The following is a 25,363-nucleotide window of genomic DNA, read 5'->3' on the forward strand; positions in this document are numbered from 1 at the left end:
CGATGATTTTGATAAAAGCACGACTAAAGAAGTACCTACGAATGATATGAGGAGGGCAACGTGATGGCAGATCCCAAAGGCTTTTTGAAGTATCAGCGCAAAGATAATCCCATGCGTCCAATTATGCAGCGGGTCAAGGATTTTGATGCGTTGGAACTGGACGTCAGCATGGAGGAACGACGTAAACAGGCAGCGCGGTGTATGAATTGTGGCATTCCATTTTGTCATCATGGTGTCTTTTATGGTGGCGGTCGCGCGGTCAGCGGGTGTCCCAATGACAATCTGATTCCCGAATGGAACGATCTGGTTTACCGTGCGGAAGACAAGCGGGCGTTTGAACGGTTGAGTCGCTCCAACATGTTACCGGATATGACAGGACGCGTTTGTCCGGCACCCTGTGAAGTTTCCTGCGTTCAAGCACTTAACGGTCCCGGCGTTACCATTCGTAACAATGAAAAGTACATCATCGAGCAGGCGTTCAAAAATGGCTGGGTTATTGCATCCGGAAAGCCGCTGCAACGTACCGGGAAAAAAGTGGCGGTCATCGGTAGTGGGCCGGCTGGCATTTCCGCAGCATGGCGGCTTAATCAGTTAGGCCATTCCGTGACAATATTTGAGCGGGATGATCGCTTCGGTGGCTTTTTGATGTACGGCATTCCCAACATGAAGCTGCCAAAGACTGTTGTACAGCGGCGTATCGAAACGCTGAAGCAAGTCGGGATTGAATTAGTTGCCAATACGGAAGTCGGTAAAGATATTTCCGCGGATGAACTCAAGCGGCAATTCGACCGGGTTATTGTTTGCACAGGTGCTCGCCAGGCTCGTGAGTTACAAGTTCCGGGGCGCGAGTTAGGCGGTATTGTTCAGGCAGTTGATTTTCTCAAGACAGCAACTCAGACGGTCCTCAAAGATGGCACCCAAGCGAATACCCAATTGAAAGGTAAACGCGTCTTGGTTCTCGGTGGCGGGGACACGGGCAATGATTGTATTGCAACCGCGATTCGCCAAGGTTGTGCCGGCGTGACGCAACTTGAAATCACCCCAGCGTTACCACCCAAGCGTCCTGCTGGCAATCAGTGGCCAGAGTGGCCCATGACGTTAAAAACCGGTTATGGCCAGAAGGAGGCAAAAGCGCTTTTTGGCGGTGATGTGACCACCTATGCCGCTACGGTGACTGCTTTCTTTGGCGAGCATGGTCAAGTGAGTGAAGCCGAGATTAGCCAAGTCGATCATTTTAAACCGATTGCGGGAACGGAGAAGAAAGTCAAAGTTGATCTGGTGGTGCTGGCCATGGGCTTTACCGGTCCGGAAGCTGATGTTTTTGATGCATTTGGGATCACTGCCAAGAATGCTAACTTCACAACCAATGATACCCAGATCTATGTTGCTGGCGATTGTCGCCGCGGCCCCAGCTTGGTTATTTGGGGGATTCACGAAGGCCGCATGTGTGCGGAAAAAGTCGATGCGTCCTTGCAAACATTGGCAAGTGAAGCGTTATAGGTTGGCGGTTTAGCCTTTGAAAAAAGTCCCCTGTGGCAACGAATAAGTTGCTACAGAGGACTTTTTTGATAGGCATCTGTTAATGAATTGAAACCGGCGTTCCTGTTGGGATATGTTCATAAATCCATTTGGCATCAGAAATACTCAGCCGCACGCACCCGTGTGATCCCGGCTTTTTACCCAACTTTGCTGCTTCGGATTGAATGTAGTTGCCGTTGATATCTGTCGGTACGGAATGAAAAAGATAGGTACCGTGTAAGTAAAAACTGGTGTAATAATGTGCACCCATTTGCTCGTTAGGATTAAAGAATTCATAACCGCGCTCATCCTGAATGGTAAAGTCACCATGCGGGGTCGCGTCGTCAATGCCCGTGGATGCATACATTGTATAAAGCGTTTTGCTGCCATCTTTAATAAATACCCGCTGCTTTTTCAAGTTTACATGCAAAGAGAGGTTGGGATGCTTGGAGACGTCAGGATAAGGCCGACTTTCGGAAGGTGCTTTCCAGTCAATCTTCTTAGGCGTAACCCGAGTAATTTCAGCAGCGGTGTAACTCGGCGTGTGGTTAGTCTTGGCGAGTTTTGTGACCGATGCATAGCTTGACGCTGTCGAAGCTGACTCTTTAGCATGTTGTCCGGTAAAGACTGCGATCAAACACACCGTTATGAAGACAGCAATGAAAAGCAGGCGATTCCGGTACTTTGGTTTCAGATGATGTGAATGAAGGTAATGCATCATCGCGGCAAGATGATGCATCAGTTCGGTTATTCGTTTCACATGTAGCATCCTTTCTATTCGCACTTGATGCATTTGCAGCAATAAAAATAAAACAACTTCACTGTTCACTGTATTATAAAGGATCGCCAAAGTCCAAACCAGTGCACGATTCCAGCACCTTTGCTCGTATCATCATGGCATTTTTCAACCATCACAAAAGCCCGACAGTCAATGCTGCCGAGCTTTTTGTAAGCGTGAGTCGGCTAGTCGGAAACGAACGGCTAAGTGGCCTTAATGGTTGTGTCCGAGGTTCTTACACGCTTGTCTTGTACTGATGGCGCACGTGATTGGGCAGATTAAAGCTCTTCGTCTACTCGAAGCGGCTGACCGGATTGGAGATCATCAATTTCGACAACCCGGAAGCTCTTCTTCTCTAGCCGAGATACAATTTCATTTAATGTATTTTCATCTGTACCGGCCGGCAAGGTGAAAAGTGTCCGCCGCACAAACTCGTCACGCTTAGCATCCAACGTGATACAACCGGAAATCGAAACGTAGCGAGCAAGGATTTTACTCATTTTTGCCAGGTCTCCGCGTTCACCGGTTGACATCACCGTCAAAACGTAAGAACCGACATCGACATTCCATGCTTCTGACAGCATCCCAAGCAGTTTAGCGTGGGTCAAAATACCATAGAAGTTGGCATTTTCATCTAAAACAGCAATGTACGGCAAATCCTTGATGTTAAAGAAGACCTTAAAGAATGGTGCATTGACCGGAATGGTTTTGGTTGCATTCTTCAGCAGATAAGTAACCGGCAAACTCATATCGCCGCCTTGAGATTTATGGCGATAGATATGCATCTTGTAAATATTGCCGCGGAAGATCGTGCCGCTCTCATCTAGGATCGGCACACACCGAAAGCCGGAGTCTTCAAGGATCTTCAGCGCTTCTTCAAGGGTAACCGTTTCCTTGACAGTGGTCAGGAATTCCTTTTTTAATACTAACGACTTAATTAACATGCGCTTTCCTCCATCAAACAACTATCACTTTATTAAAATGTTCTAATCTTGCTTTATGATACCATAGTTCGCTGGCGGTGTAACGTTTTTCTGGGGTGTTCATGCGGAAGAAGACTGTCAGCGACCTGATAGCTATGTTTGATGAGTGCCGGGCAATAACTCTGACTTTCAAAAGAGCAGGGGTCGTTTCTGGCATGTCACCAGATAATGATCGCGTTGGGTTTTCGATGCATGACTGATGTTGCCGAAGTTATACCACTTGGCTTTCTGAATGCCCAATTGTTTCAGCGTTTTATTGATGAAGATTTTCTGAATGCTGTTTCCAGATGTGGTAAGGAACCAAAATGTTGGTGATGTAGAAGTGGTGAAAACATAGGCTCGTTTTAAATTAGTCAAGCAGCCGCGGACGCCAGTTTTGGTGACAGTATGCGTTAAACCGTCGCCTTCCTTCATCACTTTATCAATGAAACCTTTGAGCATGCCAGGGACGCTGTTCCACCAAATTGGCGTGACGAAAATGATCCCTTGAGCTGTTTTTAATTGATCAAGATAATGTTTAACAAGCGGATCATGTGTTTGCCCTTGATGGAACAAGCGCAACTCTTCAATATCGTAAAAAGGTTGAAAGTGATCGCCGTATAGGTCGATGAGTTGATAATGAAGACCATGATCGGTGAGGTTTTTTTCTAAGTGCGTTAACACAGCATGATTAAAGCTGTGGGTGTAAGGGTGACAATACACGATCAAAATTAATTTAGTGGCCATATTCCTTGTGACGCCTCCTGGATGATGACATGCGATCTGCTTTTTTGCTGATTGCCAGCGAGACTAGTTGATGGATGACACGACATCATCAACAAGATCGCTAAACTTTTCGTGTTTACGATCCAACTCAAGTTTGACAATGACTAAACTATTGATGACAAGGGTGACTACTAACATGACAACCAAGTCGTGGGTCATTTGACCGCCTATTGAAATTGCTTCGCGCATGGCGTGGATGCCATAGGTCATGGGCAAGAATGGGCTAGAGATACGGGTGAAAACATTGGCTGTTTCCAACGGATAGACGCCGGTCGAAGCACCTAGTTGAAGAATCAATAAAATGGTGACCAGGTATTTGCCGAAAGCACCAAGAATGGTATTTAGGCCAAAAACACAGGTTATGAAGGTGATAGCCGTGACCAACATTGCTAAACAAGTGTTGCCAATGGATAACGGTTTTAGTCCTAGGCTCATGACAACGATGGCCTGACAGCCTACTTGAATCCCAATTAGAACTAACAGCAGACTATATTTGCTCCACCACCATGCAATTGCTTTGGTTGGTTTTGTTTTTGGTGAGTACATGTCGTACATAAAACTAAGCGAGATGCAGCCGACATAAAGGCCGATTGCAATCGCGAATGGTGCCATGCCGACGCCGTTAGTAGGTGTATGGGAAATGTCAACACGGGTTAAATTGACAGGGGCGGATAATAAGCGAATATTCTTGGAGGCGACGGCTAGTTTGGGCTGCGTTTTAAGTGATTGGGTCAAGGTACTTTGAACCTTTGCCGTACCAGCTGTTAGCGAGGTTGCAGCGTTAGATAATGCAATGTTCGATGAGGTTAGCTGCGTTGCCAACGGTTGGGCTGTACTCGGAAGGTTGTTACTGAGTGCGGTGATCGCCGTTTTCTGTTGCGACAGACCAGTGGATAAGGCTTGACTGCCGGCATTAAGTGCATCAATGGCAGTTAGTAATTTTGCGTTGCCTTGGGTTCCAGAAACGACCCCTGCTGTTAGATTTTTAAAGTAAATAGCGGAAATCTGTTGGTTGAGCTTGGCTTGAATAGCAGTGGCCGTGCCCTTTGCTATTTGTGAGGCAAAGAAATCTGTTCCTGGATTCACTTTGTACGTGATATTCATGGCCGTGGGATGTTGCGTTAAAAGTGATCGGGAGTCTTTTGAAAAATGATTTGGAATTTCAATGACAAGATAATAGTCGCCATTTTTCAAACCGCGGTCAGCTTCTTGTTTTGAAGTGACGTGATAATGCATTGAATCTGACTTGAGCACCCCTTTGACAAGATCTTTTCCGGCGTTAACCGCTTGACCGTTGTCGGTTATACCAGTGTCGTTATTAACAATTGCGGCAGGTAAATCCTTCGTGTGCTCGTAGGTGTTCCACATTGAAGAGAGATAGACACCTGAATAGATTGCCGGAATAAGAGTAATGAAGAAAAGAACAACGATCACCATTGGTCGTTTTAAGACAGATAACCATTCTGATTTAATCATGTTGCGCCTCCATATTTTTTGCGTTTATATTAACGGGATTAATATAAAAGGATATTAACGCGCCCTCATTTATATGTCAAGAATTAATATTGTTTCCGTTAATATTAACGTGGTAAGATATAGACAACATCATTGGAGGTTTTAGCATGAATAATGAGCAGATTATCCTTGGCTTGCTATATAAACATTCGAGAACAGGGTACGAATTGAACGAAGTCTTTAAAAATATTTTCAGTCATTTTTATGACGCTTCTTTTGGTATGATTTATCCAACCTTGCGACGTCTAGAGAAGAATGGCCTTGTTTCCAAAAAAATGGTCGTCCAAAGTGGGCGACCAAATAAAAATCAATATGCCATTACTGAAGAAGGTAAAAAGGTTTTTGAAGACTCGCTTGATGCGTCAGTTGTTCCGGATACTCGTCATTCAGATTTCTTGATGCGACTCTACTTTGGTGAATACGAATCGGATACAGCCTTACAAGCGATGATTCAACAGCAAATTGGGTGGTTAGGAATGCAAATTGACAAATTACAGTTGCGGCTAAAAGAATGGCCAAACATGACTAAAACCCAGCATCTTTCTTTTTCGGTTGGCATTGCCGAGTATGAGGCGCAGATCAAGACGTTAAAAGCATATTTACAGACAGACGAGCAAAAGGGAAACGACTCAGAGCACCGCTAGTCTTCGAGGTGACAGCTGTAATTCTGATTGGATAAACATGTACGTCCAATCATGGCCAAAAAAAGACTTGATTCCGTAGTAGTTTGGAATCAAGCCATTTCTTGTACCTTCATTTTATCAGGTAGGTCTTAATACACGATCACAGGCGTGCCTTCGTCAACTGCGGCATACAACTTTGCCATGAAGTCTGGCGGGTTGTTGACACAGCCATGCGATCCGTGTTCCTTGTACCAGTCGCCGCCGTACTTAGGCTGCCACGGACTATCGTGGAGGCCGACCCCGGTGTAATCAATTGGCATCCAGTACGAAACAGGACTGGCGTAGTCGCTGCCATCGTCGTTTTTTCCACGTAGCGTTGCGTTACGCTGTTTGGACCAGACATAGAAGACGCCGGATGGGGTGTCTTGACCTGGCTTACCGGTGACAATGTCGGAGTCCATGACGACTTTACCATCTTTAATATACCATTCATGTTGTTTTTCTTTGGATACTTCAACGTACGTGTTGCCAATGTCGCCGTCTGTTGAGTAACCGGAACCGTTGTGGACAATTTCTTTATTGAGATCCTGTCCGGCTTTGACACTGGCAACAATCATGGCGGTTGTGGCGCTAACATTAATGCTCCAGCCATAGGTGCCAGCAGGAACACTCACTGTTCCTTGTTGTTGCGAGTTGAATTGACGCGTTTTTTTGATGGTGCTGTACTGTTGCGATAAGGCAGAAACGTAATTGGTAACGGCCTGACTTGAAACCGTTGCCTTGCCATTATCGTTTATGATCCAACTCATCACGGTTGCTTGCGGAACGGTCACCGTTTTGGTCTGAATCTGCAATGAAACATTAGTCCCTGCCAGCTTGTTCATGTCGCGTTCGGTTGTTTGCAAGCTGCTACTAGACGCGGTAACAGTCGGCTTCTTGTACGCAGCGGCCAGATTAACGGTTTGCTGATGATTATCAAGGACATTCGTTACCGTTGTTGCAAGCTTATCCGCATCGATTTGGGTACCGTTGACTTCTTTTTGAATCTTATATTTAGTGCCATCCGCGACTAGTTTTGCATTTTCCGGCCCCTGACGCCCTTGATTAAGCTTGTCAGCAGTCGTCTGAGCAAACTTGGTTAAAGCCGTCTTATTAATTGACGGGTCTTCCTCGGCATGGGCTTTTTGGCCCGCAAAAATGGAAGTTGTCCATTGCCAAGGATTTTGCTTATTCAGCACTTGAGTAAGTCCTTGCTTGAAGTCTTGACTGATACCCAAAGCACTGCCTTTGACTTTCAAGACTTTTTTATCATCTTCAACAAAGGTATATTGGCGTTCACTAAATTGTTGGATGAGTTTCTTATTTGCCGCGCTAACGGTTTGATCGGAAACATCAACGCCCAGAACTTCTGTATTGGGCAAAAAATGATCGCGGTAGTGCATACTTCGGAAGATATAGAATCCGCCTAGAAGAATGACTACGGCGCCGAGCGCGAGGAGCCACCATTTTTTCTTATTCACTGATTGCTGCCTCCTGCTTCTTGTTTGTTCCTGTTTCGTAACAAGCACTTCCTCAAAAATGACGTTATTTTTACTTATTATAAGATACCAACGCCGGAAATAAAAGCAACGCCCCTCGAACGGTGGTGAAGGAACTGCGGTATCATACCACTTACGGTTAATGAACGGTAAACTTAAAAAAACATTATGAAACGAAGCGCAAGCCAATGACTTTGAAAAGCACGGACTGGTGATGATATGGGAATTGAGTCGGCCATCTTCGGTATTGGTTGACGCCACCTGCATCGGTTGTGGTGGCGTAAACGAAATCAACCCCAGAGACGTTTTTCGTCTCTGGGGTTGATCTACTTTGATACTCACTGATTAAATCACGGTTGATGCCGGTTTAAAATCAGTTATGGTGAAGATTACTGACGTGTTTCGATGTCGTTCTTAGCAAACGCATCGGTCAGAACTTTCTTCAATTGTGAAGCCGACTTCTGCATGGATTCTTCTTCGTGGTCGGTCAATGGGATTTCCAGAATGTTCTGAATACCATTGCGGTTGATCACAGCAGGTGTACCAATGTAGATGTCGTTCAAGCCATATTGGCCGTCCATGTAAACGGACAATGGGAGTACCGCATTTTCATCGTTAAGAATTGCTTTGGAAATCCGTGCCAAAGCAGTTGCGATACCGTAGAAGGTTGCACCCTTGAGTTTGATGATTTCGTAAGCAGCGTCACGAACGTCTTCAAACATCTTAACAAGTTTGTCTTCTTTGATTTCTGGATGTGCTTTAACCCATTCAGCGATGGTAACGCCACCAATGTTAGCGTGGGACCATACAGGGAATTCTGTGTCGCCGTGTTCACCCATGATATATGCGTGGACGGAACGAGCATCAACGTTAACCATTTCAGCAATGGATTGACGGAAACGAGCGGTGTCCAGAGAAGTACCTGAACCAACAACCCGGCTCTTCGGGAATCCGGAAAGCTTCCAAGTAGCATAAGTCAAGATATCAACTGGGTTAGCAGCAACCAAGAAGATACCGTTAAAGCCAGAATCCACGATCGGATCAACAATGGACTTCAAAATCTTCAAGTTCTTGTTAACCAGATCCAAGCGAGTTTCGCCAGGCTTTTGAGGAGCACCAGCAGTGATAACAACCAGATCAGCATCCTTGGCATCGCTGTATTCAGCAGAATAAATCTTCTTAGGACTGGTGAATGGGAGCGCGTTGCTTAAATCAATTGCGTCACCTTTCGTCTTGTCCTTGAAAATGTCAACAATCCCGATTTCTTGAGCGATACCTTGCAAAACCATTGCATAGGCATAGCTTGAACCAACGGCGCCATCACCAACGAGAATAACTTTTTGGTGATCCTTATCCGTAATACTTGCCACGGTGATATCATCCTTTCTTATGTGCATGCAAACTGCATTTCATTGTGAGTATAACACATTATCAAATCACTGAAACAAAATTGACTGACTTTTTCATGATTTTGTCATTGTTAAAAAGCGGGGCTGAGCCTTACAATGCCAAGGCTTGTGAATCCTACGACAAGCTGGCTTTCAGGAACGTAAACGCTTGCAACATCTATTTTCACGAATTAACAAAACTTAACAGTTCGCAGAAAGTGAGACATACAGTCAGTCAGCCGGCATGTGTTATACTACTTACTAATAGAAAACAGTGCGCGGACATGCAGCATTTAACATTCGGCGAAGCAACACCAAACAGCTAACTTCCTTACTTGGGTTAGGCGTTTGGTGTTCTTCGCTTGGCTTGGTTAAGTGTCAGCATCACCGGTAAACCAAGCAGGATTGCATGAATTTAAGCTCGATACGATGAGGAGATAATATGAAAATGATTGTGGGTCTGGGAAATCCCGGACGTCAATATGCAGGCACGAAGCACAATATGGGATTCATGGTGGTTGATGGCTTGGCACAGCGAATGGGGCTCACCCTTAACAAGCTTGAATTCGATGCTGCTACAGCAACGACACGTGTTCATGATGAAAAAGTTTTCCTGGTTAAACCACAGACCTATATGAACGCGTCGGGACGCGCAGTGCGGCAGTTAATGATGTATTACCAGATTAGGTTAGACGAAATTCTAGTGGTACACGATGATATGGATCTGACATTGGGCAAGTTACGATTGCGCCAGCGAGGATCAGCCGGCGGTCACAACGGTATCAAGGACATTATCAGCGCTACGGGAAGTGACGAATTCTATCGGTTAAAGATCGGCATTCAGCACCCGCAGCGGCAGCGGGTTGTGGACTGGGTGTTGACCCCATTTGCCAAAACCGATCAACCAGTGATAGATGCTGCTATCACTAAAGCGGATGATGCATTGGAAGATTGGCTAAACGGCATGCCATTTGCCCAGTTGATGAATAAGTTTAATTAAAACTTGTCCCTCGCTGGCTGATGAAGCTTGGGGTAATGGGTAAACTTGAAGAATATGAAAGAAGCAGGTGGAGCGATGAATTTAATCGACATGGTGCAGGCAGATCCGGAACTGTCGGCATTATGGCCTAAGCTCGAGACAGGCCGCCATTTGGTGACAGGACTATCAGGTTCGGCCAAGACGGTCTTTTTTGGCGCACTCTTGCAGCAGCAAAAAAAGCAGCTGCTGATTGTCGAAAATAATCGGTTTCATGCAGACGAGTTGGCAGCCGATTTGAGTAGTTTATTAGGCGATGCGCTTGTTTATGATTTTCCGGTTGAAGATGTATTGGCGGCTGAAGTGGCGGTCAGTTCACCGGAAACCCGCAACGACCGGATCAACGCACTGACCTTTATTCAAAGCGGCCAACCGGGCATTATTGTTACCAGCCTGGCAGGATATAAGCGAATTTTACCCGCACCGGCTGCATGGGCGGCAAGTGAGTTGGTTGTTGATATGGATTCAGAGCTTGATCCGCAAACGGTCGCCAAGCAGCTTGTGGCGATGGGTTATCGGCGTGATTCATTAGTGAGTGCGCCCGGCCAATTTGCCATTCGCGGCGGGATTATCGATATTTATCCATTAAATCAGGATGATCCGATTCGCATTGAGTTGTTTGATACGGAAATCGACTCGATTCGCAGCTTCGACATTGCTACCCAGCGCAGTTTGAAAAAGCTTGATCAGATTGCCATTGCACCGGCTACTGACATGATCGCTTCCGATCAGGTGCTGACCGATGCCGGTGCGCGAATCGGTAAGCAGGCAACAGCTTACAAAGCGAAAGTCAAGGATGCAGCGGCAAAGCAAGCGATTACCGATGGCTTGTTGACGACCAGCCAGCAGTTACAAGCATTAGAACGGCCAGAAAACCTGGCATTGTATGCGCCGGAGCTGTATCCGGAACATCACCGCATTACTGATTATCTGGCCAGTGATGCGCTGGTAGCGTTTGATGATTACAGTCGCCTGTTGGATAGTGATACGAATTTGGTGCAGGATACGGCTGAATGGTATTCACAGCTGCAAGCGGAAGGCCGTTTGTTGCCTAAAACACCTAATCCTACGATCCAAGCGCTTAATCAGCGTGATCGGCATCCGCGGCTTTACCTGAGCCTTTTCCAAAAAGGAATGGGTCAGTTGCGGTTGGATAGCTTGACTAACGTGCCGAGTCGCAATGTTCAACAATTCTTTAGTCAGATGCCATTGCTCAAAACCGAAACGGATCGGTGGGTGAAACAAAAACAGACCGTGGTTTTCCTGGTTTCCGATAAGAATCGCTTGGAGAAATTAAGTGCCACCTTACATGACTTTGAGATTAGTAATGTGGTGACCGAACCTAATCAGCTGCTTTCAGGAAAAGTTCAGTTAACCGATGGCAGTCTGAAGAACGGCTTTGAATTGCCGGATTTGAAGCTGGTAGTGGTGACCGAACACGAGCTGTTCAATGCTCGGCAGCGGCGGCGGGCTCGCCATCAGACGTTGGCAAATACGGAACGCCTCCGCAGCTATAATGAATTAAAGCCTGGCGATTATGTTGTTCATGTCAACCACGGGATTGGGCAATATACCGGCATGGAGACGCTTGAAGTTGACGGTGTCCATCGCGATTACATCACCATCGTTTATCGCAACAATGACAAACTGTTTATTCCGGTTGACCAATTAAATCTGGTTCAGAAATATGTTTCTGCAGATGGCAAAACGCCTAACGTCAATAAGCTTGGCGGTACCGAGTGGCAAAAGACCAAACGCATAGTGGCGGCTCGAATCGAAGACATTGCCGACGAGCTGATTGACTTGTACGCAAAACGGGAAGCGGAAAAAGGTTATGCTTTCGGGCCGGATGATGATCTGCAGCAAAAATTTGAAGATGAGTTTCCTTATCCCGAGACGCCTGATCAACTGCGATCGGCAAAAGAAATTAAGCGGGATATGGAGAAACCCAAACCCATGGATCGCTTGCTTGTCGGGGATGTGGGCTTTGGCAAAACCGAAGTCGCGTTACGGGCAGCATTTAAAGCAGTTGACTATGGTAAGCAGGTCGCAATTTTAGTACCGACTACCATCTTGGCGCAGCAGCATTTTGACACCATGAAGGATCGATTTGCCGATTTTCCGGTTAAAATCGGCTTGTTATCGCGCTTCCAGACACCGCACCAAAATAAAATGACGATTAAAGGACTCAAAAACGGCACGATTGACATTGTTGTCGGCACCCATCGACTGCTTTCTAAAGATGTGGCATTTCGTGACCTCGGTTTGTTGGTGATTGATGAAGAGCAGCGTTTTGGGGTGAAGCACAAGGAACGGATTAAGCAATTGAAAAGCAATGTAGATGTGTTAACGCTGACGGCAACGCCTATTCCACGTACGCTAAACATGTCGATGCTAGGCGTTCGCGACTTAAGTGTCATTGAGACGCCACCGACAAATCGCTATCCGATTCAGACCTTTGTAATGGAACAAAACCCCGGGGTCATTCGGGAAGCCATCGAACGCGAAATGGAACGCGGTGGTCAGGTCTTTTACCTGCATAATCGGGTGGAGGATATGGAGCGAACCGTGAGTCAATTGGAAGAGCTAGTGCCTGACGCCAGCATCGGGTATGCCCACGGCCAGATGACGGAAACCCAGCTGGAAAATGTCATCTATGATTTTCTGCATGGCGCGTATGACGTATTAGTGACCACGACCATTATTGAAACCGGGGTCGATATGCCGAACGCCAATACGCTGATTATTGAAAATGCGGATCATTATGGGTTGTCCCAGTTGTATCAGTTGCGCGGACGCATTGGGCGGTCCAGCCGCGTTGCATACGCTTATTTCATGTATCAACCGATGAAGGTACTTAATGAAGTGGCCGAAAAACGGCTCCAGGCGATTAAGGATTTCACGGAATTAGGTAGCGGCTTTAAGATTGCGATGCGTGATTTGTCGATTCGCGGTGCGGGGAACTTGTTAGGCAAACAACAGCATGGATTTATTGATTCGGTTGGGTATGACTTGTACACGCAGATGTTACAAGAGGCGGTTAACAAACGCCGCGGACTTAAAACTGTTCAAAAAACCGATGCGGAAATCGACTTGGGTCTTGAAGCTTACCTGCCAACGGATTATGTTGCCGATTCGCGCCAGAAAATTGAATTGTACAAACGGATTCGTGAAGCAGACAGTGATGAAGCCGAAACCGAGATTAGTGAAGATTTGATTGATCGATTCGGCGATTATCCACAGCCGGTGACGAATCTTTTGGCAATCGCACATCTGAAACGTTTCGCTGATTTGGCTTGGGTGGATCACGTCCAGAAAAACGACCAGAAAATGACGGTGGTGTTAACCCCGCAAGCGACTGCTAAAGCACAAGGCGAACCGATCTTTAAGGCGTTGGCGGCTACGACTTTGAAAGCACAAGTAGCAATTGCCGATGGAAAGCTGACGGTAACGCTCGCTGTGCCAGCAACCATGAAAGAAGACGAGTGGCTAGGGCAACTAACTGCTTTCATGAAGGGATTGCTGGCGGTTGTGAATCCGCAGCCGGAAAAAAAGCCTGCCGCCTAATAAGATGAACTGCTGGATATCGATGTGCGCTGCGTTATTTTGGCACAGCGATACAGCGATGTTGATAGGAGATCACCATGCATAATCAACAAATGAAACATTTGATGCGCGGTGCGTGGATCTTGAGTCTTAGTTCCTTGATTGCAAAGATTCTAAGCGCCGTTTATCGCGTTCCTTTCCAGAATATGGTTGGCGACACTGGGTTTTACGCCTATCAGCAAATTTATCCGATTTATGGACTGGGCATGACGTTTGCGTTGTCAGGGTTTCCGGTTTATATCTCCAAGCTGGTTGCAGAAGCTGACAGTCTCGAAGCCAAACGAACCGTGGCCCATCAAAGTCGGGTCATTTTGACTTGGATTTCGTGGGCGTTATTTTTGGGACTCGAATTTTTTGGGCCCGCAATTGCGCAGGCAATGGCGGATCCGGAATTGTTGCCGTTAATCCAAATGGTGGCCTTTATGTTCTTAACCATGCCGCTACTGGCAACTGGCCGCGGTTATTTTCAAGGTACTTTTGATATGGTAAAAACCGCGACGAGTCAAGTGGTTGAACAGCTTGTCCGGGTGGCGGTGATTCTGCTAGCGGCTTGGTGGTTTCTGCAATATCACTGGAGTGTTTATCAAATGGGCGCTGTTGCCATGAGTGGGGCATTTTTTGGCGGGGCTGCCGCTGCTTTGACTTTATGGCGGCCTTATCGGCAAGTGTTTGGTCAGCAGCAGTATCAATTTCCCGGGCTTCACGCATACGGCCGCTTAATTAGTCGGTTTATCCGTGAAGGTGGGGCGATTACGCTTTATGCGGCTTTGTTGATCTTGCTACAGCTGATTGACAGCTTCACGGTGACGAAAGGTTTGACGGGTTCAGGGATTGCAATGGCAACTGCCAAGAGCTTAAAAGGGGTTTATGATCGCGGCCAGCCACTGGTTCAATTGGGCTTGGTGGTGGCAGCGTCTTTGTCTACAACGTTGCTACCCAGTCTGACTCAGGCGCGGCAATTACGGCAGCGCCGCCAGTTCATTCAACGCGGAGCCGAATTAGTCCATTTCAACTTAGCCTTTGCATTGGCGGCGGCTTCGGGACTGATTGTTTTGATGCCAGCGATTAATCTATTATTGTTTGGCGATACAGCTGGCACTTATGCCTTGCAGTTATATGCACTTGCCATTGCCGTTGTTGCCATGATCAACGCGTATAATGCGATTTTACAAAGCCTTGATCGGTATACAGGAATCAGTGTGGCTTTATTACTCGGCATCGTGGTGAAGGCGCTGAGCAATGAACCACTGGTGATGCGCTTTGGAACAGCAGGAGCAAGCGGAGCAACAATTTTGGCCTTGGGTGTGATCCTGTGCTTGATTTATTATGCAGTTCCTGAGACGATCAAAGGCAGAAGTGCACTGCGGTTGTTTGTACCCAAGCTTGTCGCCGTGACCGGGATTATGACGGTTATTGTGCATGTCACGGTAGGATGGATTCCGCTGAGCTCAAGAACTGTGGCAGTCGGTGTCACGTTACTTGGCGTTGTCATCGGCGTCATGGTCTTCTTGATCGCCGGAACATGGCTGCGATTGTTGACGTTACGCGAGATGCTAGATCTGCCAGGCGGAAAAAAGTATTTACGATTGTTACGACGAATAAAAGCGAGGTAAAAAGACATGCGATTGGATAAGTTCCTTAAAGTCTCACGAATCATTAAACGGCGCACCGTTGCCAAGGAAATTGCGGATAAGGGCCGGATCACGATCAACGGTAAAGTTGCCAAGTCGAGTACCGATGTTGGGGTTGGCGACACGCTGGTGATTAATTTCGGTAACAAAACATTGACCGTACGTGCGGATGACTTAGTTGAAACAACGAAAAAGAACGAAGCGGCCGATATGTACACGGTTTTGAAAGAAGATTATAAAGAAACATTTTAATGCCGATTTATTGAACAGCAGCCCCTCTGATTTGTTATACTTGATTTACTGAAGTAGTGATACACGGCTGGTGAAAACGAGGGTGCAGACAGATGGCGAAAAATAATATCAGTCAATTAAATAATGCATATACACGTGAACACAGGCAAAAGTCGACACGTGTGCCTAAGTCGCGGGCACACGCGGTACATATGAAACGAATTCGTAATTTGCTAATTGTGATGGTTGCTATTTTGGGCTTAGGCGGCGTCAGTTTAATGCGCACGCAAATGACACTGGGGGAAACAAATCAGGCGGTTGCCAAAGCCAAGTCTAATTTGAATAAATTAAAGGCGAACAAAGCCGCCCTTAAAGTTCAGGTTGACCAATTGCATAATGACGATTACACGGCCAAGCTGATTCGTGAAAAATACCTCTATTCGAAACCGGGAGAGATTATTTTTAATTTGCCGGATAAAGCAAACAAAGTGCCGGATTTAAACGTTACCCAATGACGCGATAAACGGGTTGCAATAAACGCAAGTGCCGGTCGTTTTCTATATTCGCGTCCCTGCAGTCATTTGGCTACTTTAGAGTTGTTGGTTTGAGATTCAGTGGTATTCTTGATGAGGTGGCAAGCATTGGCGGGGAGCACAGACGCTGAAATGTTTTCTTCATGGCGAATTGCCTTTGACGACTGCATTCAGTTGCTTTGGTTAGGCTAATACGTCGTGCTTGCGTGTCTTTTCACTCATGCTATACTTATAGATACATTTAATTAGGAGGACTTCTTTTTTTATGGCAGTTGAAATTGGTACGAAAGTGGCTGGTAAAGTCACCGGGATCACGAAATTCGGTGCATTCGTTGAGTTAGGCGATGGCAAGACCGGATTGGTGCATATTAGCGAAGTCTCTGACGCTTATGTCAAGGATATTCATGATGTGCTGCATGTTGGCGAACCGGTGACGGTTAAAGTCCTTTCGATCCAAGATGGTAAGATTGGCCTGTCTATCCGGAAAGCAGTTGACAAACCGCAACAACGTGAAAATGATCATCATCACGAAAACCGACACGCATCCGCGCCACATGCTGGCAATAACCGCTTCCAAGGCGGCGCACGCAATAGTGGCAATCGATTCGGCCACAAAGCCCAACCGGTAAAAGGCGATTTTGATGCAATGATGTCCGGCTATTTGAAAGAAAGCGAAGATCGTCTAAGTGTTCTTCGCCGCAATACCGAAGGCAAACGCGGCGGCCGAGGCGGTCGGCGTAGTTAAAAAAATCGGGTCTGGGACAAACGGTTATTTGTTCTGGGCCTATTTTGTTGCCAAGCCGATTTGATAGTGGTTATGCGATCAATATGCTTGGCCAAGTATGCTAAGCGGAGGAGCAGACACATGAGTCCAAAGCTTTTTGAACAGTTTGAGTTTACGCCGCATACCCGGGTGTTAGTGGCAGTTTCCGGAGGCGTGGATTCGATGGTCTTGTTGGACCTGGCAGTTCGAGCACCGAATCTGGATGTCGTTGTCGCAACGTTTGATCATCGTTTGCGGCCAGAAAGCCGACAGGAACAAGCATTTGTGGTGGCCGCAGCAGCGCGTTATCATGTTCCGGTTGTGACTGGAACATGGCAGCGATCGGCCGCCACTGCGGTAAATGAAGCTGCGGCGCGACAGGCACGCTACGACTTCTTGAATGCGAGTGCCGATTCTCAGGCAGCCACGGTGATCATGACAGCGCATCACGCGGATGATCAACTTGAAACGGTCCTGTTTCGGTTAGGACGCTCCGGTGATCCGGCCGCCCTTGTAGGGATTCACCCGGATCAACCGTGGCGTAAAAAGCGGTTGGTGCGTCCGCTGCTGAATTTTAGTAAAGATGACATTCGAGCTTATGCAAACAGGCACGGTCTGGATTTTTGCGACGATCCATCCAATGCCGATACGCGTTATGCCCGCAATCAGTTGCGCCATCAAGTGATTCCGGCATTTAAACAGCAAAATCCCGAGTTGTTGCGGCATGTCCAAAGATTTACGACGGAACAGTCGGGCTTGGTTGCACTGGCTCAAATGCAACTGAGTGAATGGCAGCAGCGGTTGCGGATTAATTCGGTGACAATTGATTGGCGCGCGGCAGCAAATCAGCCGCGCACGATCCAGCTGATGCTGCTGGTAACCTTGCTACGCCAATGGCAGCCGCGAGTTAACCACGGACTGCTCATGCCGATCCTGAAAAGCCTGAATGATACTCGCGAACGACGATTTGATCTTGGCGCTGGCGTGACGATTGCGGTTCAAGCGGCCAAAATTGTGAAGTTGGTGCCAAAACCAAAACTAGCGCCGGCAACATTTTCTCGTATTGGCCAAAAATGCCAAACTGCTCGCGGTACATTTCAGCTACAAACAAAAGTGGCTGGTGACCAAGGTATTCCGGTACGTGTGCGCTTGCCGATTACATTAAGGACCCGCCAGGCCGGTGATATTGTTTACCTGCCTAATGGCGTGAAGCAGAAGCTGCGGCGATTTTTTATCAATGCAAAGGTTCCGGCCCGAACACGCGATCAATTACTGGTATTAGCGCAAGGTCATCAGATTTTTTGGATTGAAGGTCAGCCTTTAGAACGATTGTCGCTCCCTGCTCAAACTGATATACTCCATGTTGTACTGGTGAAATTGCCAGATGTTGACAGAAGTGAGGATAAATGATGAATCCCGATATTTTAAAGGTTTTGTATTCTCAAGACGATATTCACGCCATCACGACAAGACTTGGCGCGGAACTTAAGCGTGATTACGCGGGGAAGAATCCGTTAGTGGTGTGCATTTTAAAAGGTGCCATCATGTTCATGACTGATCTTGTTCGCGAAATTGATGATTATATGGAACTCGATTTTATGGACGTGTCAAGTTATGGTGATGCGACTGAATCTAGCGGTGAGGTCAAGATTATTAAAGATCTTGATGCCAGCGTGAAGGATCGCGATGTCTTAATCGTTGAGGATATCGTTGATACAGGACGCACCTTGAAGTACTTAACCGATATTTTTAAAACCCGCAAAGCAAAATCAGTCCGCATTTGTGCGCTGATGGACAAACCTGAAGGACGGGTTGTTGATGTTCAGGCAGACTATGTGGGAACCACAGTGCCAAACGAATTTGTGGTTGGGTATGGCTTAGATTATGCCGAACGTTATCGTAACTTACCTTATATTGGGGTATTAAAGCCAGAAGTCTATGCGGCAAAATCTTAATCTAAGTGCCGTGTTTGTGGTAGTATGTAAGGAACTAATTGAATGTTGCCGGAGGTTCTAAATGAAGAAAAAACAAAACGGCCTGTTCAGTAGCACGCTGACGTATATCATCATTTTTGTGCTGCTGGTCACCGGTTTTGCGTATTATATGCGCGATAATGGGACAACATCGTCCCAAGAAATTGAAACAAGCACCTTTATGTCCGAATTAAAAAAGGACAATGTCAAAAGTTATTCGCTCCAGCCATCTGGTGGCGTTTATAAGGTCAGCGGTGAATACAAGAAGGCCGAAAAGTCTTCCGGTACGAACAACTCTCTGAGCTTTTTTGGCAATCAGTCAACCAAAGTTACCAAATTCTCGACTTATATTCCGACGAATGATGCAACTTTGAGTCAGATCCAAAAAATGACCAATGCCAACAATGTCAAGACCAATACGCAGGAGGAATCGCAGTCCGGTGTTTGGTTTAGCTTGTTGATTACAGTTGTACCGATTGTCATCATGATGATCTTCTTCTATATGATGATGAATCAGGCAGGCCAAGGCGGCGGCTCCGGTCGCGTGATGAGTTTTGGCAAGTCGCGGGCTAAACAAGCCGATAAAAATGCCAATAAAGTTCGCTTCTCTGATGTTGCCGGTGCAGAAGAAGAAAAGCAGGAACTGGTTGAAGTGGTTGAGTTCCTGAAAGATCCGCGTAAATTCTCGGCATTGGGTGCCCGTATTCCAGCCGGGGTTTTGCTTGAGGGTCCTCCTGGTACTGGTAAAACCTTACTAGCCAAGGCGGTTGCTGGTGAAGCCGGCGTACCGTTCTTCTCGATTTCCGGTTCTGACTTTGTCGAGATGTTCGTTGGTGTCGGGGCTTCGCGTGTTCGTGATCTTTTTGATCAGGCTAAAAAAGCAGCTCCTTCGATCATCTTCATTGATGAAATTGATGCGGTTGGTCGTCAGCGTGGCGCCGGTATGGGCGGCGGTCACGATGAACGTGAACAGACATTAAACCAGTTGCTGGTTGAAATGGATGGGTTCACGGGTAATGAAGGCGTGATTGTCATTGCTGCCACGAACCGTTCCGATGTTCTTGATCCGGCTTTGCTGCGTCCAGGTCGTTTTGACCGGAAGATTTTGGTTGGCCGACCAGATGTTAAAGGCCGTGAAGCCATTTTGAAGGTTCATGCAAAGAACAAACCGCTGGCACCAAATGTCGATTTGAAGGAAATTGCACGTCAGACTCCTGGTTTTGTCGGGGCTGACTTGGAAAATCTGCTGAATGAAGCGGCGTTGGTTGCAGCACGACGAAGTAAGAAGCAAATTGATGCAGCCGATGTGGATGAAGCCGAAGATCGTGTCATTGCCGGGCCAGCGAAGAAAGACCGCGTCATCAGTCCGAAAGAACGGACGATGGTTGCGTATCACGAGGCTGGTCACGCCATTGTCGGCTTAGTCTTAAGCGATTCGCGGACGGTACGCAAAGTCACCATCATTCCGCGTGGTCGTGCAGGCGGGTATGCGATTATGCTGCCAAAAGATGATCAGTTCCTGCTAACCAAGAAGGAATTGACAGAACAAATTGTTGGTTTGCTTGGTGGTCGCACAGCTGAAGAAATTATTTTCGGCGTTGAATCCACTGGCGCGTCCAACGACTTCGAGCAGGCAACACAAATTGCGCGCAGCATGGTCACACAGTATGGGATGTCTGATCGGCTTGGAACCGTTCAGCTTGAGACTGAAGGACAACCATTCTTGGGTGCTCAGTATGGGCAAACACCGCCATACTCAGAAACAACCGCAACGGCAATTGATGATGAAGTGCGGCGGATTATTGACGAAGCCCACAAACAGGCCTACGAAATTATCCAGGCCCATCGCGATCAGCATAAGTTAATTGCCGAAGCCCTGCTTAAGTACGAAACCTTGAATGAAAAAGAAATTCTCAGCTTGTTCAATGACGGCAAGATGCCAGAACGCGATCAAGACGAATTTCCAAGCGAAAAGGCCGCAACTTTTGAGCAATCCAAAGCAGCCTTGGAACACAAGGATAAAGAAAAGCAAGCAGACGAAGAAGCACATGCTAAGTCTGAGGGTCAGACGAATGCTGATCAAACAGACCAAGATGCGCATGATGACAATACGACGGACAGTGTGGAAAAGCCAGACGACACAACACCTGGCAGTAACCCGTCCGATGACGATCATCAGAATCCGCAAGCCTAAGTATAAAAACACTGCCAAATGTTGGTGGTGTTTTTTTGTTAAGCGCGAACCGGCGCGTTTAGGGATCGAAGTGTAAGTGGCCTCGAACACAATGGCCCGGGCTTGGCCATTGCGTTCGAGGCCCTTACACGCAGATCCCTGCGCCGGTGAGCGCGTTATGGGCATAAACCAGAACACAAGCGGCCTTAAACCTGATGGCCCGGACTTGGCCATTGCGTTTAAGGTCCTTACACGCAGACTTCTGCGCCGGTGAGCGCGTTATGGGCATAAGCCAGAACACAAGTGGTCTTAAACGTGATGATCGGACTTTGACCATCGCAACCAAAGCTTTGACATGTGGGTTTCTGCGCCGGCTTTTCAATAACGGCAATTTTTGGTAGAATAGCCACGTTTAACTTTCAGAAAAGAGGATCAATCCAACATGAGTGACTACATCGCGAGTGCATTGTCGCGCAACGCCCATTTTCGAATTTTCGCAGTTGACGCCACGCAAACGGTAAGCGAAGCACAACGACGCCATGACACCTGGAGTGCGGCTTCGGCTGCGCTGGGCAGAACTTTAATTGCCACAGCGTTATTAGCCGCATCGGGATTAAAAAACACGAATGACTTGCTGACTGTGCGTATCAAAGGGGATGGCCCGGTTGGCTCGATCGTCACAGATGGTACGCAACTCGGAACCGTTCGCGGGTATGTTCAGGAACCGCACGTGAATCTTCCCCTCAATCTCGTCGGTAAAATCGATGTGGCAAAAGCAGTCGGCAAACACGGCATGCTTGCGGTGACGAAAGATATCGGAATCGGCGAGCCGTTTACGGGACAGGTACCACTGGTTTCAGGTGAGCTAGCAGAAGATTTTACGTATTATTTAGCTAAGTCTGAGCAGATTCCCGCGGCAGTCGGACTCTCTGTATTTGTCAATGCGGATAACACGATTAAAGTTGCTGGCGGTTTCATGCTACAGGCGTTGCCCGGTGCGACCGATGCCGAATTGTCAGAACTGGAAGCAAACGTCAAAACACTACCGCTTGTATCAGAGTTATTGAAAAGTGGCTTGACTCCCGAGCAGATTATCCAACGCGTTGCAGGCAAAGAGCCCGTTCGCTTCCTGGATACCCAAGCAGTACGGTTTGCATGTAATTGTTCCAAGAAACATTTTGGCGATATTATGGCCACTTTGCCGCGGAAACAATTGCAGGAAATGATTGATGAAGACGGCGGTGCCGAGACGACCTGTAAGTTCTGCGGTAATCAATATCATTACAGTGTGGCCGATCTTGAAGCTTTGTTGGCCCGGCATGAATAGTTGCAGTGTTTGCTTATTTTAAGTAAAGTTAACAACGCGAAAGCAAGAAAGAGGTGGCTTGTATGTGGCACATTGCCGATGTTGAGATCCCAAACCGACTCGTTGTTGCACCCATGGCTGGTGTGACGAATGCGGCTTTTCGGGTGACAGCCAAGGAATTCGGTGCTGGTTTGGTCGTTTGTGAAATGATTAGCGACCGCGGCATTATGTACAAAAATAAAAAGACGTTAAGTATGCTGTTTGTTGATCCGCGTGAACATCCGATTTCCATTCAGATTTTCGGTGGCACCAAGGAAACGTTGGTGAATGCAGCTAAGTTTGTCGATCAAAACACGGCTGCAGACATCATTGACATCAATATGGGTTGCCCTGTACCTAAAGTTACCAAGACCGATGCGGGGGCACACTGGCTTTTAGACCCGGAGAAAGTTTACGAAATGGTGGCGGCGGTGACCGATGCCGTTTCAAAGCCGGTCACGGTTAAGATGCGCACGGGTTGGGATGAAGACCACATTTATGCGGTTCAAAATGCATTGGCAGCTGAACGCGGTGGCGCTGCCGCATTAGCCATGCATGGGCGGACACGCAAGCAGCTATATTCCGGACATGCTGACTGGAACATCTTAAAAGAAGTTAAACAACACCTGAGCATTCCATTTATCGGGAATGGTGACGTGCGAACCCCACAAGATGCCAAACGGATGCTTGATGAGGTTGGCGCCGATGCAGTCATGGTGGGCCGCGCAGCATTAGGAAATCCGTGGGTCTTGAAGCAGATGGCAGCTTATCTTGATCATGGGGAGCTGATTCCGGAACCAACACCGCGCGAAAAAATCGCCACTGCCAAGTTGCAGTTACAACGGTTGGTTGACCTGCACGGAGAACACCAGGCCGTTCGTGAATTCCGGATGCAAGCAGCCTATTATTTAAAAGGCATTCCTCGCTCGGCAAAGACCAAAGCAGCCGTTAATATGGTTGATACGCAAGCAGAAGTCAATCATATTTTTGATGACTTTGTGGCGCAAACTGAAGCGCGCGCCCGTCAGCGTCAAGGCAGCCATTAAGCCATAAAACCTTTGATGATAAAAGGCGTTCAAGGATGATTGATTGACAATAAATCATGGCGAACGTCTTTTAATGCGTAGAAGGTTGCTTTTTAGCGGTAAAATTGTCATCATCAAAGAGTGGTATAAATTGAAACGGAGGAACTTGTGTTGGCTAAGGATAACGGACAGCAACCAGAAATGAACGATCAAATGATTGCGCGGCGGGAAAAGATGGACGCCTTGCGAGAAGCAGGAATTGATCCATTCGGTCACCGGTTTGACCGCACGCACTCTGCAGCAAAGGTACGTGAAGAATTTGGCGAAGACGACAAAGAAACGCTACTTGAAGAAAAGCCGGAAGTGACGATTGCTGGACGCATGATGTCCAAACGCGGTAAAGGTAAAGTCGGGTTCGCTGACATCCGTGATCGCAGCGGTAAAATGCAGATCTATGTTCGTAAAGACGTGGTTGGCGATGAAAACTACATGATCTTTAAGAAGGCAGATTTGGGCGATATTTTGGGTATCAGCGGCGAAGTCATGAAAACCGACTCGGGCGAGCTGACCGTCAAAGCCAATCACGTGACGCATCTAGCCAAAGCATTACGCCCATTGCCGGATAAGTGGCATGGCTTAACCGATGTCGAGCAGAAGTACCGCAAGCGATATTTGGACCTTATTTCGAATCCTGACAGTTTTGATCGGTTTGTTAAACGCACCAAAATCGTGAGTGCTGTTCGCGAATACTTGGATAACCATGGATTTCTTGAAGTCGAGACCCCGGTTTTGCATAATCAGGCCGGTGGTGCGAATGCGCGGCCATTTATCACACACCATAATGCGTTGGATATCGACCTTTATTTGCGCATTGCATTGGAATTGCACTTGAAGCGGTTGATTGTTGGTGGCATGGAGCGCGTTTATGAAATCGGCCGCGTTTTCCGTAACGAAGGCATCGACACGAAACATAATCCGGAGTTTACGGAGCTTGAAACCTACGCCGCTTATTGGGATCTATCCGATGTCATGGTCGAAACCGAGGGCATCTTTAGATTTGCCGCCCACAAAGTCCTTGATTCCGGGAAGCTAACTTATCAAGGGATGGACATTGACTTAGATGCACCATTTGCCCGTATCAACATGTTAGACGCTATCAAGGATAAAACCGGCGTTGACTTCTGGCCGGAAATGAGTGTAGATGAAGCGCGTAAGTTAGCTGATGACCATGAAGTTCACTACGAACCTTATTGGAAGGTTGGTCATATTATCAGTGCCTTCTTTGATCAGTTTGTTGAATCAACGCTTATTCAACCGACCTTCATTACCGGCCATCCAATCGAAGTTTCCCCGTTAGCTAAGAAAAATCCAAAAGATCCACGATTTGTTGAGCGTTTTGAACTTTTTGTCGGTGGCGGTGAGTACGCCAATGCCTTCACCGAATTAAACGATCCGATTGATCAGCGTCAGCGTTTTGAAGCGCAAGCAGCTGAAAAAACGGCAGGCAATGAAGAGGCACAAGGCATTGATGACGATTATGTTGAAGCGTTGGAATATGGCATGCCGCCAACAGGTGGACTCGGAATCGGTATCGATCGCTTAGTTATGCTGTTAACCGATGCACCGTCAATTCGCGATGTTCTTTTGTTCCCAACATTGCGCCCGTAGTTATGTGATAATGTCGCCATTTTAGGCGGCATTTTTATTTTCCGAAAGTTCCAACACTTTTGTGGTGCTCTCACGATCATTTTACGAATGATATAAGGTATTCGATAAAAAATATCCGGATACCTTTTTTTAATTGAAAAAGTTGTTGACGATAGCGCAAACCGTTGGTATGATAAAAAGCGTCGTAAATGAGCAACGCTGATGTGCAACAAAACATCAAAAAAAGTTATTGACAAGCGTTGATCGCTTGTGATAATATATCAAAGTTGTC

At 47.1% G+C, this 25,363-nt stretch carries 20 protein-coding genes; 14 read left to right on the top strand and 6 right to left on the bottom strand.

Going from position 1 to position 25,363, the window contains the following annotated elements; genetic code table 11:
* Nucleotides 1–63: 63 nt before the first annotated feature.
* Nucleotides 64–1,500: a glutamate synthase subunit beta gene (locus tag ACWP87_RS03745; protein ID WP_005686628.1), complete on the top strand. Its 1,437-nt coding sequence runs from the start codon at nucleotides 64–66 to the stop codon at nucleotides 1,498–1,500.
* Nucleotides 1,501–1,579: 79 nt separating this feature from the next.
* Here the strand turns inward: ACWP87_RS03745 and ACWP87_RS03750 are convergent, their stop codons facing one another.
* The 4 genes from ACWP87_RS03750 to ACWP87_RS03765 all read right to left on the bottom strand — a co-directional run bounded on the left by ACWP87_RS03750 (nucleotide 1,580) and on the right by ACWP87_RS03765 (nucleotide 5,520).
* Complete coding sequence (locus ACWP87_RS03750) at nucleotides 1,580–2,278, bottom strand: L,D-transpeptidase (protein ID WP_005686627.1); 699 nt, start codon at nucleotides 2,276–2,278, stop codon at nucleotides 1,580–1,582.
* Nucleotides 2,279–2,574: 296 nt separating this feature from the next.
* Entirely contained in the window at nucleotides 2,575–3,240 is a 666-nt protein-coding gene (gene cbpA, locus ACWP87_RS03755) for a cyclic di-AMP binding protein CbpA (protein WP_005686626.1), read from the bottom strand.
* Nucleotides 3,241–3,408: 168 nt separating this feature from the next.
* Complete coding sequence (locus tag ACWP87_RS03760; RefSeq protein WP_005686625.1) at nucleotides 3,409–4,005, bottom strand: NAD(P)H-dependent oxidoreductase; 597 nt, start codon at nucleotides 4,003–4,005, stop codon at nucleotides 3,409–3,411.
* Between the two features lie 63 nt (nucleotides 4,006–4,068).
* On the bottom strand, nucleotides 4,069–5,520 hold the full coding sequence (locus ACWP87_RS03765; protein ID WP_005686624.1) for a YhgE/Pip family protein: 1,452 nt from the start codon (nucleotides 5,518–5,520) through the stop codon (nucleotides 4,069–4,071).
* Nucleotides 5,521–5,666: 146 nt separating this feature from the next.
* On the opposite strand from ACWP87_RS03765, the gene ACWP87_RS03770 reads away from it, so the two are divergent.
* A complete protein-coding gene (locus ACWP87_RS03770; protein WP_005686623.1) occupies nucleotides 5,667–6,203 on the top strand; it encodes a PadR family transcriptional regulator in 537 nt (178 codons plus the stop codon).
* Nucleotides 6,204–6,331: 128 nt separating this feature from the next.
* On the opposite strand, the gene ACWP87_RS03775 is transcribed toward ACWP87_RS03770, so the two are convergent.
* Nucleotides 6,332–7,702, bottom strand: coding sequence for a L,D-transpeptidase family protein (locus ACWP87_RS03775; RefSeq protein ID WP_005686622.1), 1,371 nt, complete (start codon nucleotides 7,700–7,702; stop codon nucleotides 6,332–6,334).
* A 407-nt stretch (nucleotides 7,703–8,109) separates the two neighbouring features.
* Entirely contained in the window at nucleotides 8,110–9,117 is a 1,008-nt protein-coding gene (locus ACWP87_RS03780; protein WP_029943808.1) for an L-lactate dehydrogenase, read from the bottom strand.
* Between the two features lie 433 nt (nucleotides 9,118–9,550).
* Here ACWP87_RS03780 and pth point away from each other — a divergent pair, with 433 nt between their 5' ends.
* The 12 genes from pth to lysS all read left to right on the top strand — a co-directional run bounded on the left by pth (nucleotide 9,551) and on the right by lysS (nucleotide 25,092).
* Complete coding sequence (pth, locus tag ACWP87_RS03785) at nucleotides 9,551–10,108, top strand: aminoacyl-tRNA hydrolase (protein WP_005691240.1); 558 nt, start codon at nucleotides 9,551–9,553, stop codon at nucleotides 10,106–10,108.
* Nucleotides 10,109–10,183: 75 nt separating this feature from the next.
* Nucleotides 10,184–13,711 carry a transcription-repair coupling factor gene (gene mfd / locus ACWP87_RS03790; RefSeq protein WP_014570133.1) on the top strand — a complete coding sequence of 1,176 codons (3,528 nt, stop codon included), beginning with the start codon at nucleotides 10,184–10,186 and terminating at the stop codon, nucleotides 13,709–13,711.
* A 77-nt stretch (nucleotides 13,712–13,788) separates the two neighbouring features.
* On the top strand, nucleotides 13,789–15,363 hold the full coding sequence (locus tag ACWP87_RS03795; protein ID WP_014570132.1) for a putative polysaccharide biosynthesis protein: 1,575 nt from the start codon (nucleotides 13,789–13,791) through the stop codon (nucleotides 15,361–15,363).
* A 6-nt stretch (nucleotides 15,364–15,369) separates the two neighbouring features.
* Nucleotides 15,370–15,633 carry an RNA-binding S4 domain-containing protein gene (locus ACWP87_RS03800; RefSeq protein WP_005686616.1) on the top strand — a complete coding sequence of 88 codons (264 nt, stop codon included), beginning with the start codon at nucleotides 15,370–15,372 and terminating at the stop codon, nucleotides 15,631–15,633.
* Nucleotides 15,634–15,725: 92 nt separating this feature from the next.
* The gene (locus ACWP87_RS03805) at nucleotides 15,726–16,127 is read left to right on the top strand and encodes an FtsB family cell division protein (protein ID WP_005686613.1); all 402 of its coding nucleotides are present in this window, start codon (nucleotides 15,726–15,728) and stop codon (nucleotides 16,125–16,127) included.
* Between the two features lie 283 nt (nucleotides 16,128–16,410).
* Nucleotides 16,411–16,890: a S1 domain-containing RNA-binding protein gene (locus ACWP87_RS03810; RefSeq protein WP_005686611.1), complete on the top strand. Its 480-nt coding sequence runs from the start codon at nucleotides 16,411–16,413 to the stop codon at nucleotides 16,888–16,890.
* Between the two features lie 120 nt (nucleotides 16,891–17,010).
* The gene (gene tilS, locus ACWP87_RS03815; RefSeq protein WP_014570131.1) at nucleotides 17,011–18,318 is read left to right on the top strand and encodes a tRNA lysidine(34) synthetase TilS; all 1,308 of its coding nucleotides are present in this window, start codon (nucleotides 17,011–17,013) and stop codon (nucleotides 18,316–18,318) included.
* Entirely contained in the window at nucleotides 18,318–18,863 is a 546-nt protein-coding gene (hpt, locus tag ACWP87_RS03820; protein ID WP_024129392.1) for a hypoxanthine phosphoribosyltransferase, read from the top strand. The genes tilS and hpt overlap by 1 nt, the downstream gene beginning before the upstream one ends.
* 61 nt (nucleotides 18,864–18,924) lie before the next feature.
* On the top strand, nucleotides 18,925–21,075 hold the full coding sequence (gene ftsH / locus ACWP87_RS03825; RefSeq protein ID WP_014570130.1) for an ATP-dependent zinc metalloprotease FtsH: 2,151 nt from the start codon (nucleotides 18,925–18,927) through the stop codon (nucleotides 21,073–21,075).
* 421 nt (nucleotides 21,076–21,496) lie between these two features.
* On the top strand, nucleotides 21,497–22,381 hold the full coding sequence (gene hslO / locus ACWP87_RS03830; protein WP_005686604.1) for an Hsp33 family molecular chaperone HslO: 885 nt from the start codon (nucleotides 21,497–21,499) through the stop codon (nucleotides 22,379–22,381).
* Nucleotides 22,382–22,443: 62 nt separating this feature from the next.
* On the top strand, nucleotides 22,444–23,445 hold the full coding sequence (dusB, locus tag ACWP87_RS03835) for a tRNA dihydrouridine synthase DusB (RefSeq protein WP_005686603.1): 1,002 nt from the start codon (nucleotides 22,444–22,446) through the stop codon (nucleotides 23,443–23,445).
* A gap of 147 nt (nucleotides 23,446–23,592) precedes the next feature.
* Entirely contained in the window at nucleotides 23,593–25,092 is a 1,500-nt protein-coding gene (gene lysS, locus ACWP87_RS03840) for a lysine--tRNA ligase (protein ID WP_005711014.1), read from the top strand.
* Nucleotides 25,093–25,363 lie beyond the last annotated feature (271 nt).

The sequence above is a fragment of the Lacticaseibacillus sp. 22 genome, from assembly GCF_055413445.1.

Excerpts from the sequence above, each read along its gene's own strand:
- ACWP87_RS03745 (WP_005686628.1), top strand. The coding sequence starts at position 64 with ATGGCAGATCCCAAAGGCTTTTTGAAGTATCAGCGCAAAGATAATCCC.
- cbpA (WP_005686626.1), bottom strand. The coding sequence starts at position 3,240 with ATGTTAATTAAGTCGTTAGTATTAAAAAAGGAATTCCTGACCACTGTC.
- ACWP87_RS03760 (WP_005686625.1), bottom strand. The coding sequence starts at position 4,005 with ATGGCCACTAAATTAATTTTGATCGTGTATTGTCACCCTTACACCCAC.
- ACWP87_RS03765 (WP_005686624.1), bottom strand. The coding sequence starts at position 5,520 with ATGATTAAATCAGAATGGTTATCTGTCTTAAAACGACCAATGGTGATC.
- ACWP87_RS03770 (WP_005686623.1), top strand. The coding sequence starts at position 5,667 with ATGAATAATGAGCAGATTATCCTTGGCTTGCTATATAAACATTCGAGA.
- ACWP87_RS03780 (WP_029943808.1), bottom strand. The coding sequence starts at position 9,117 with ATGCACATAAGAAAGGATGATATCACCGTGGCAAGTATTACGGATAAG.
- pth (WP_005691240.1), top strand. The coding sequence starts at position 9,551 with ATGAAAATGATTGTGGGTCTGGGAAATCCCGGACGTCAATATGCAGGC.
- mfd (WP_014570133.1), top strand. The coding sequence starts at position 10,184 with ATGAATTTAATCGACATGGTGCAGGCAGATCCGGAACTGTCGGCATTA.
- ACWP87_RS03795 (WP_014570132.1), top strand. The coding sequence starts at position 13,789 with ATGCATAATCAACAAATGAAACATTTGATGCGCGGTGCGTGGATCTTG.
- ACWP87_RS03800 (WP_005686616.1), top strand. The coding sequence starts at position 15,370 with ATGCGATTGGATAAGTTCCTTAAAGTCTCACGAATCATTAAACGGCGC.
- ACWP87_RS03805 (WP_005686613.1), top strand. The coding sequence starts at position 15,726 with ATGGCGAAAAATAATATCAGTCAATTAAATAATGCATATACACGTGAA.
- ACWP87_RS03810 (WP_005686611.1), top strand. The coding sequence starts at position 16,411 with ATGGCAGTTGAAATTGGTACGAAAGTGGCTGGTAAAGTCACCGGGATC.
- tilS (WP_014570131.1), top strand. The coding sequence starts at position 17,011 with ATGAGTCCAAAGCTTTTTGAACAGTTTGAGTTTACGCCGCATACCCGG.
- hpt (WP_024129392.1), top strand. The coding sequence starts at position 18,318 with ATGAATCCCGATATTTTAAAGGTTTTGTATTCTCAAGACGATATTCAC.
- ftsH (WP_014570130.1), top strand. The coding sequence starts at position 18,925 with ATGAAGAAAAAACAAAACGGCCTGTTCAGTAGCACGCTGACGTATATC.
- hslO (WP_005686604.1), top strand. The coding sequence starts at position 21,497 with ATGAGTGACTACATCGCGAGTGCATTGTCGCGCAACGCCCATTTTCGA.
- dusB (WP_005686603.1), top strand. The coding sequence starts at position 22,444 with ATGTGGCACATTGCCGATGTTGAGATCCCAAACCGACTCGTTGTTGCA.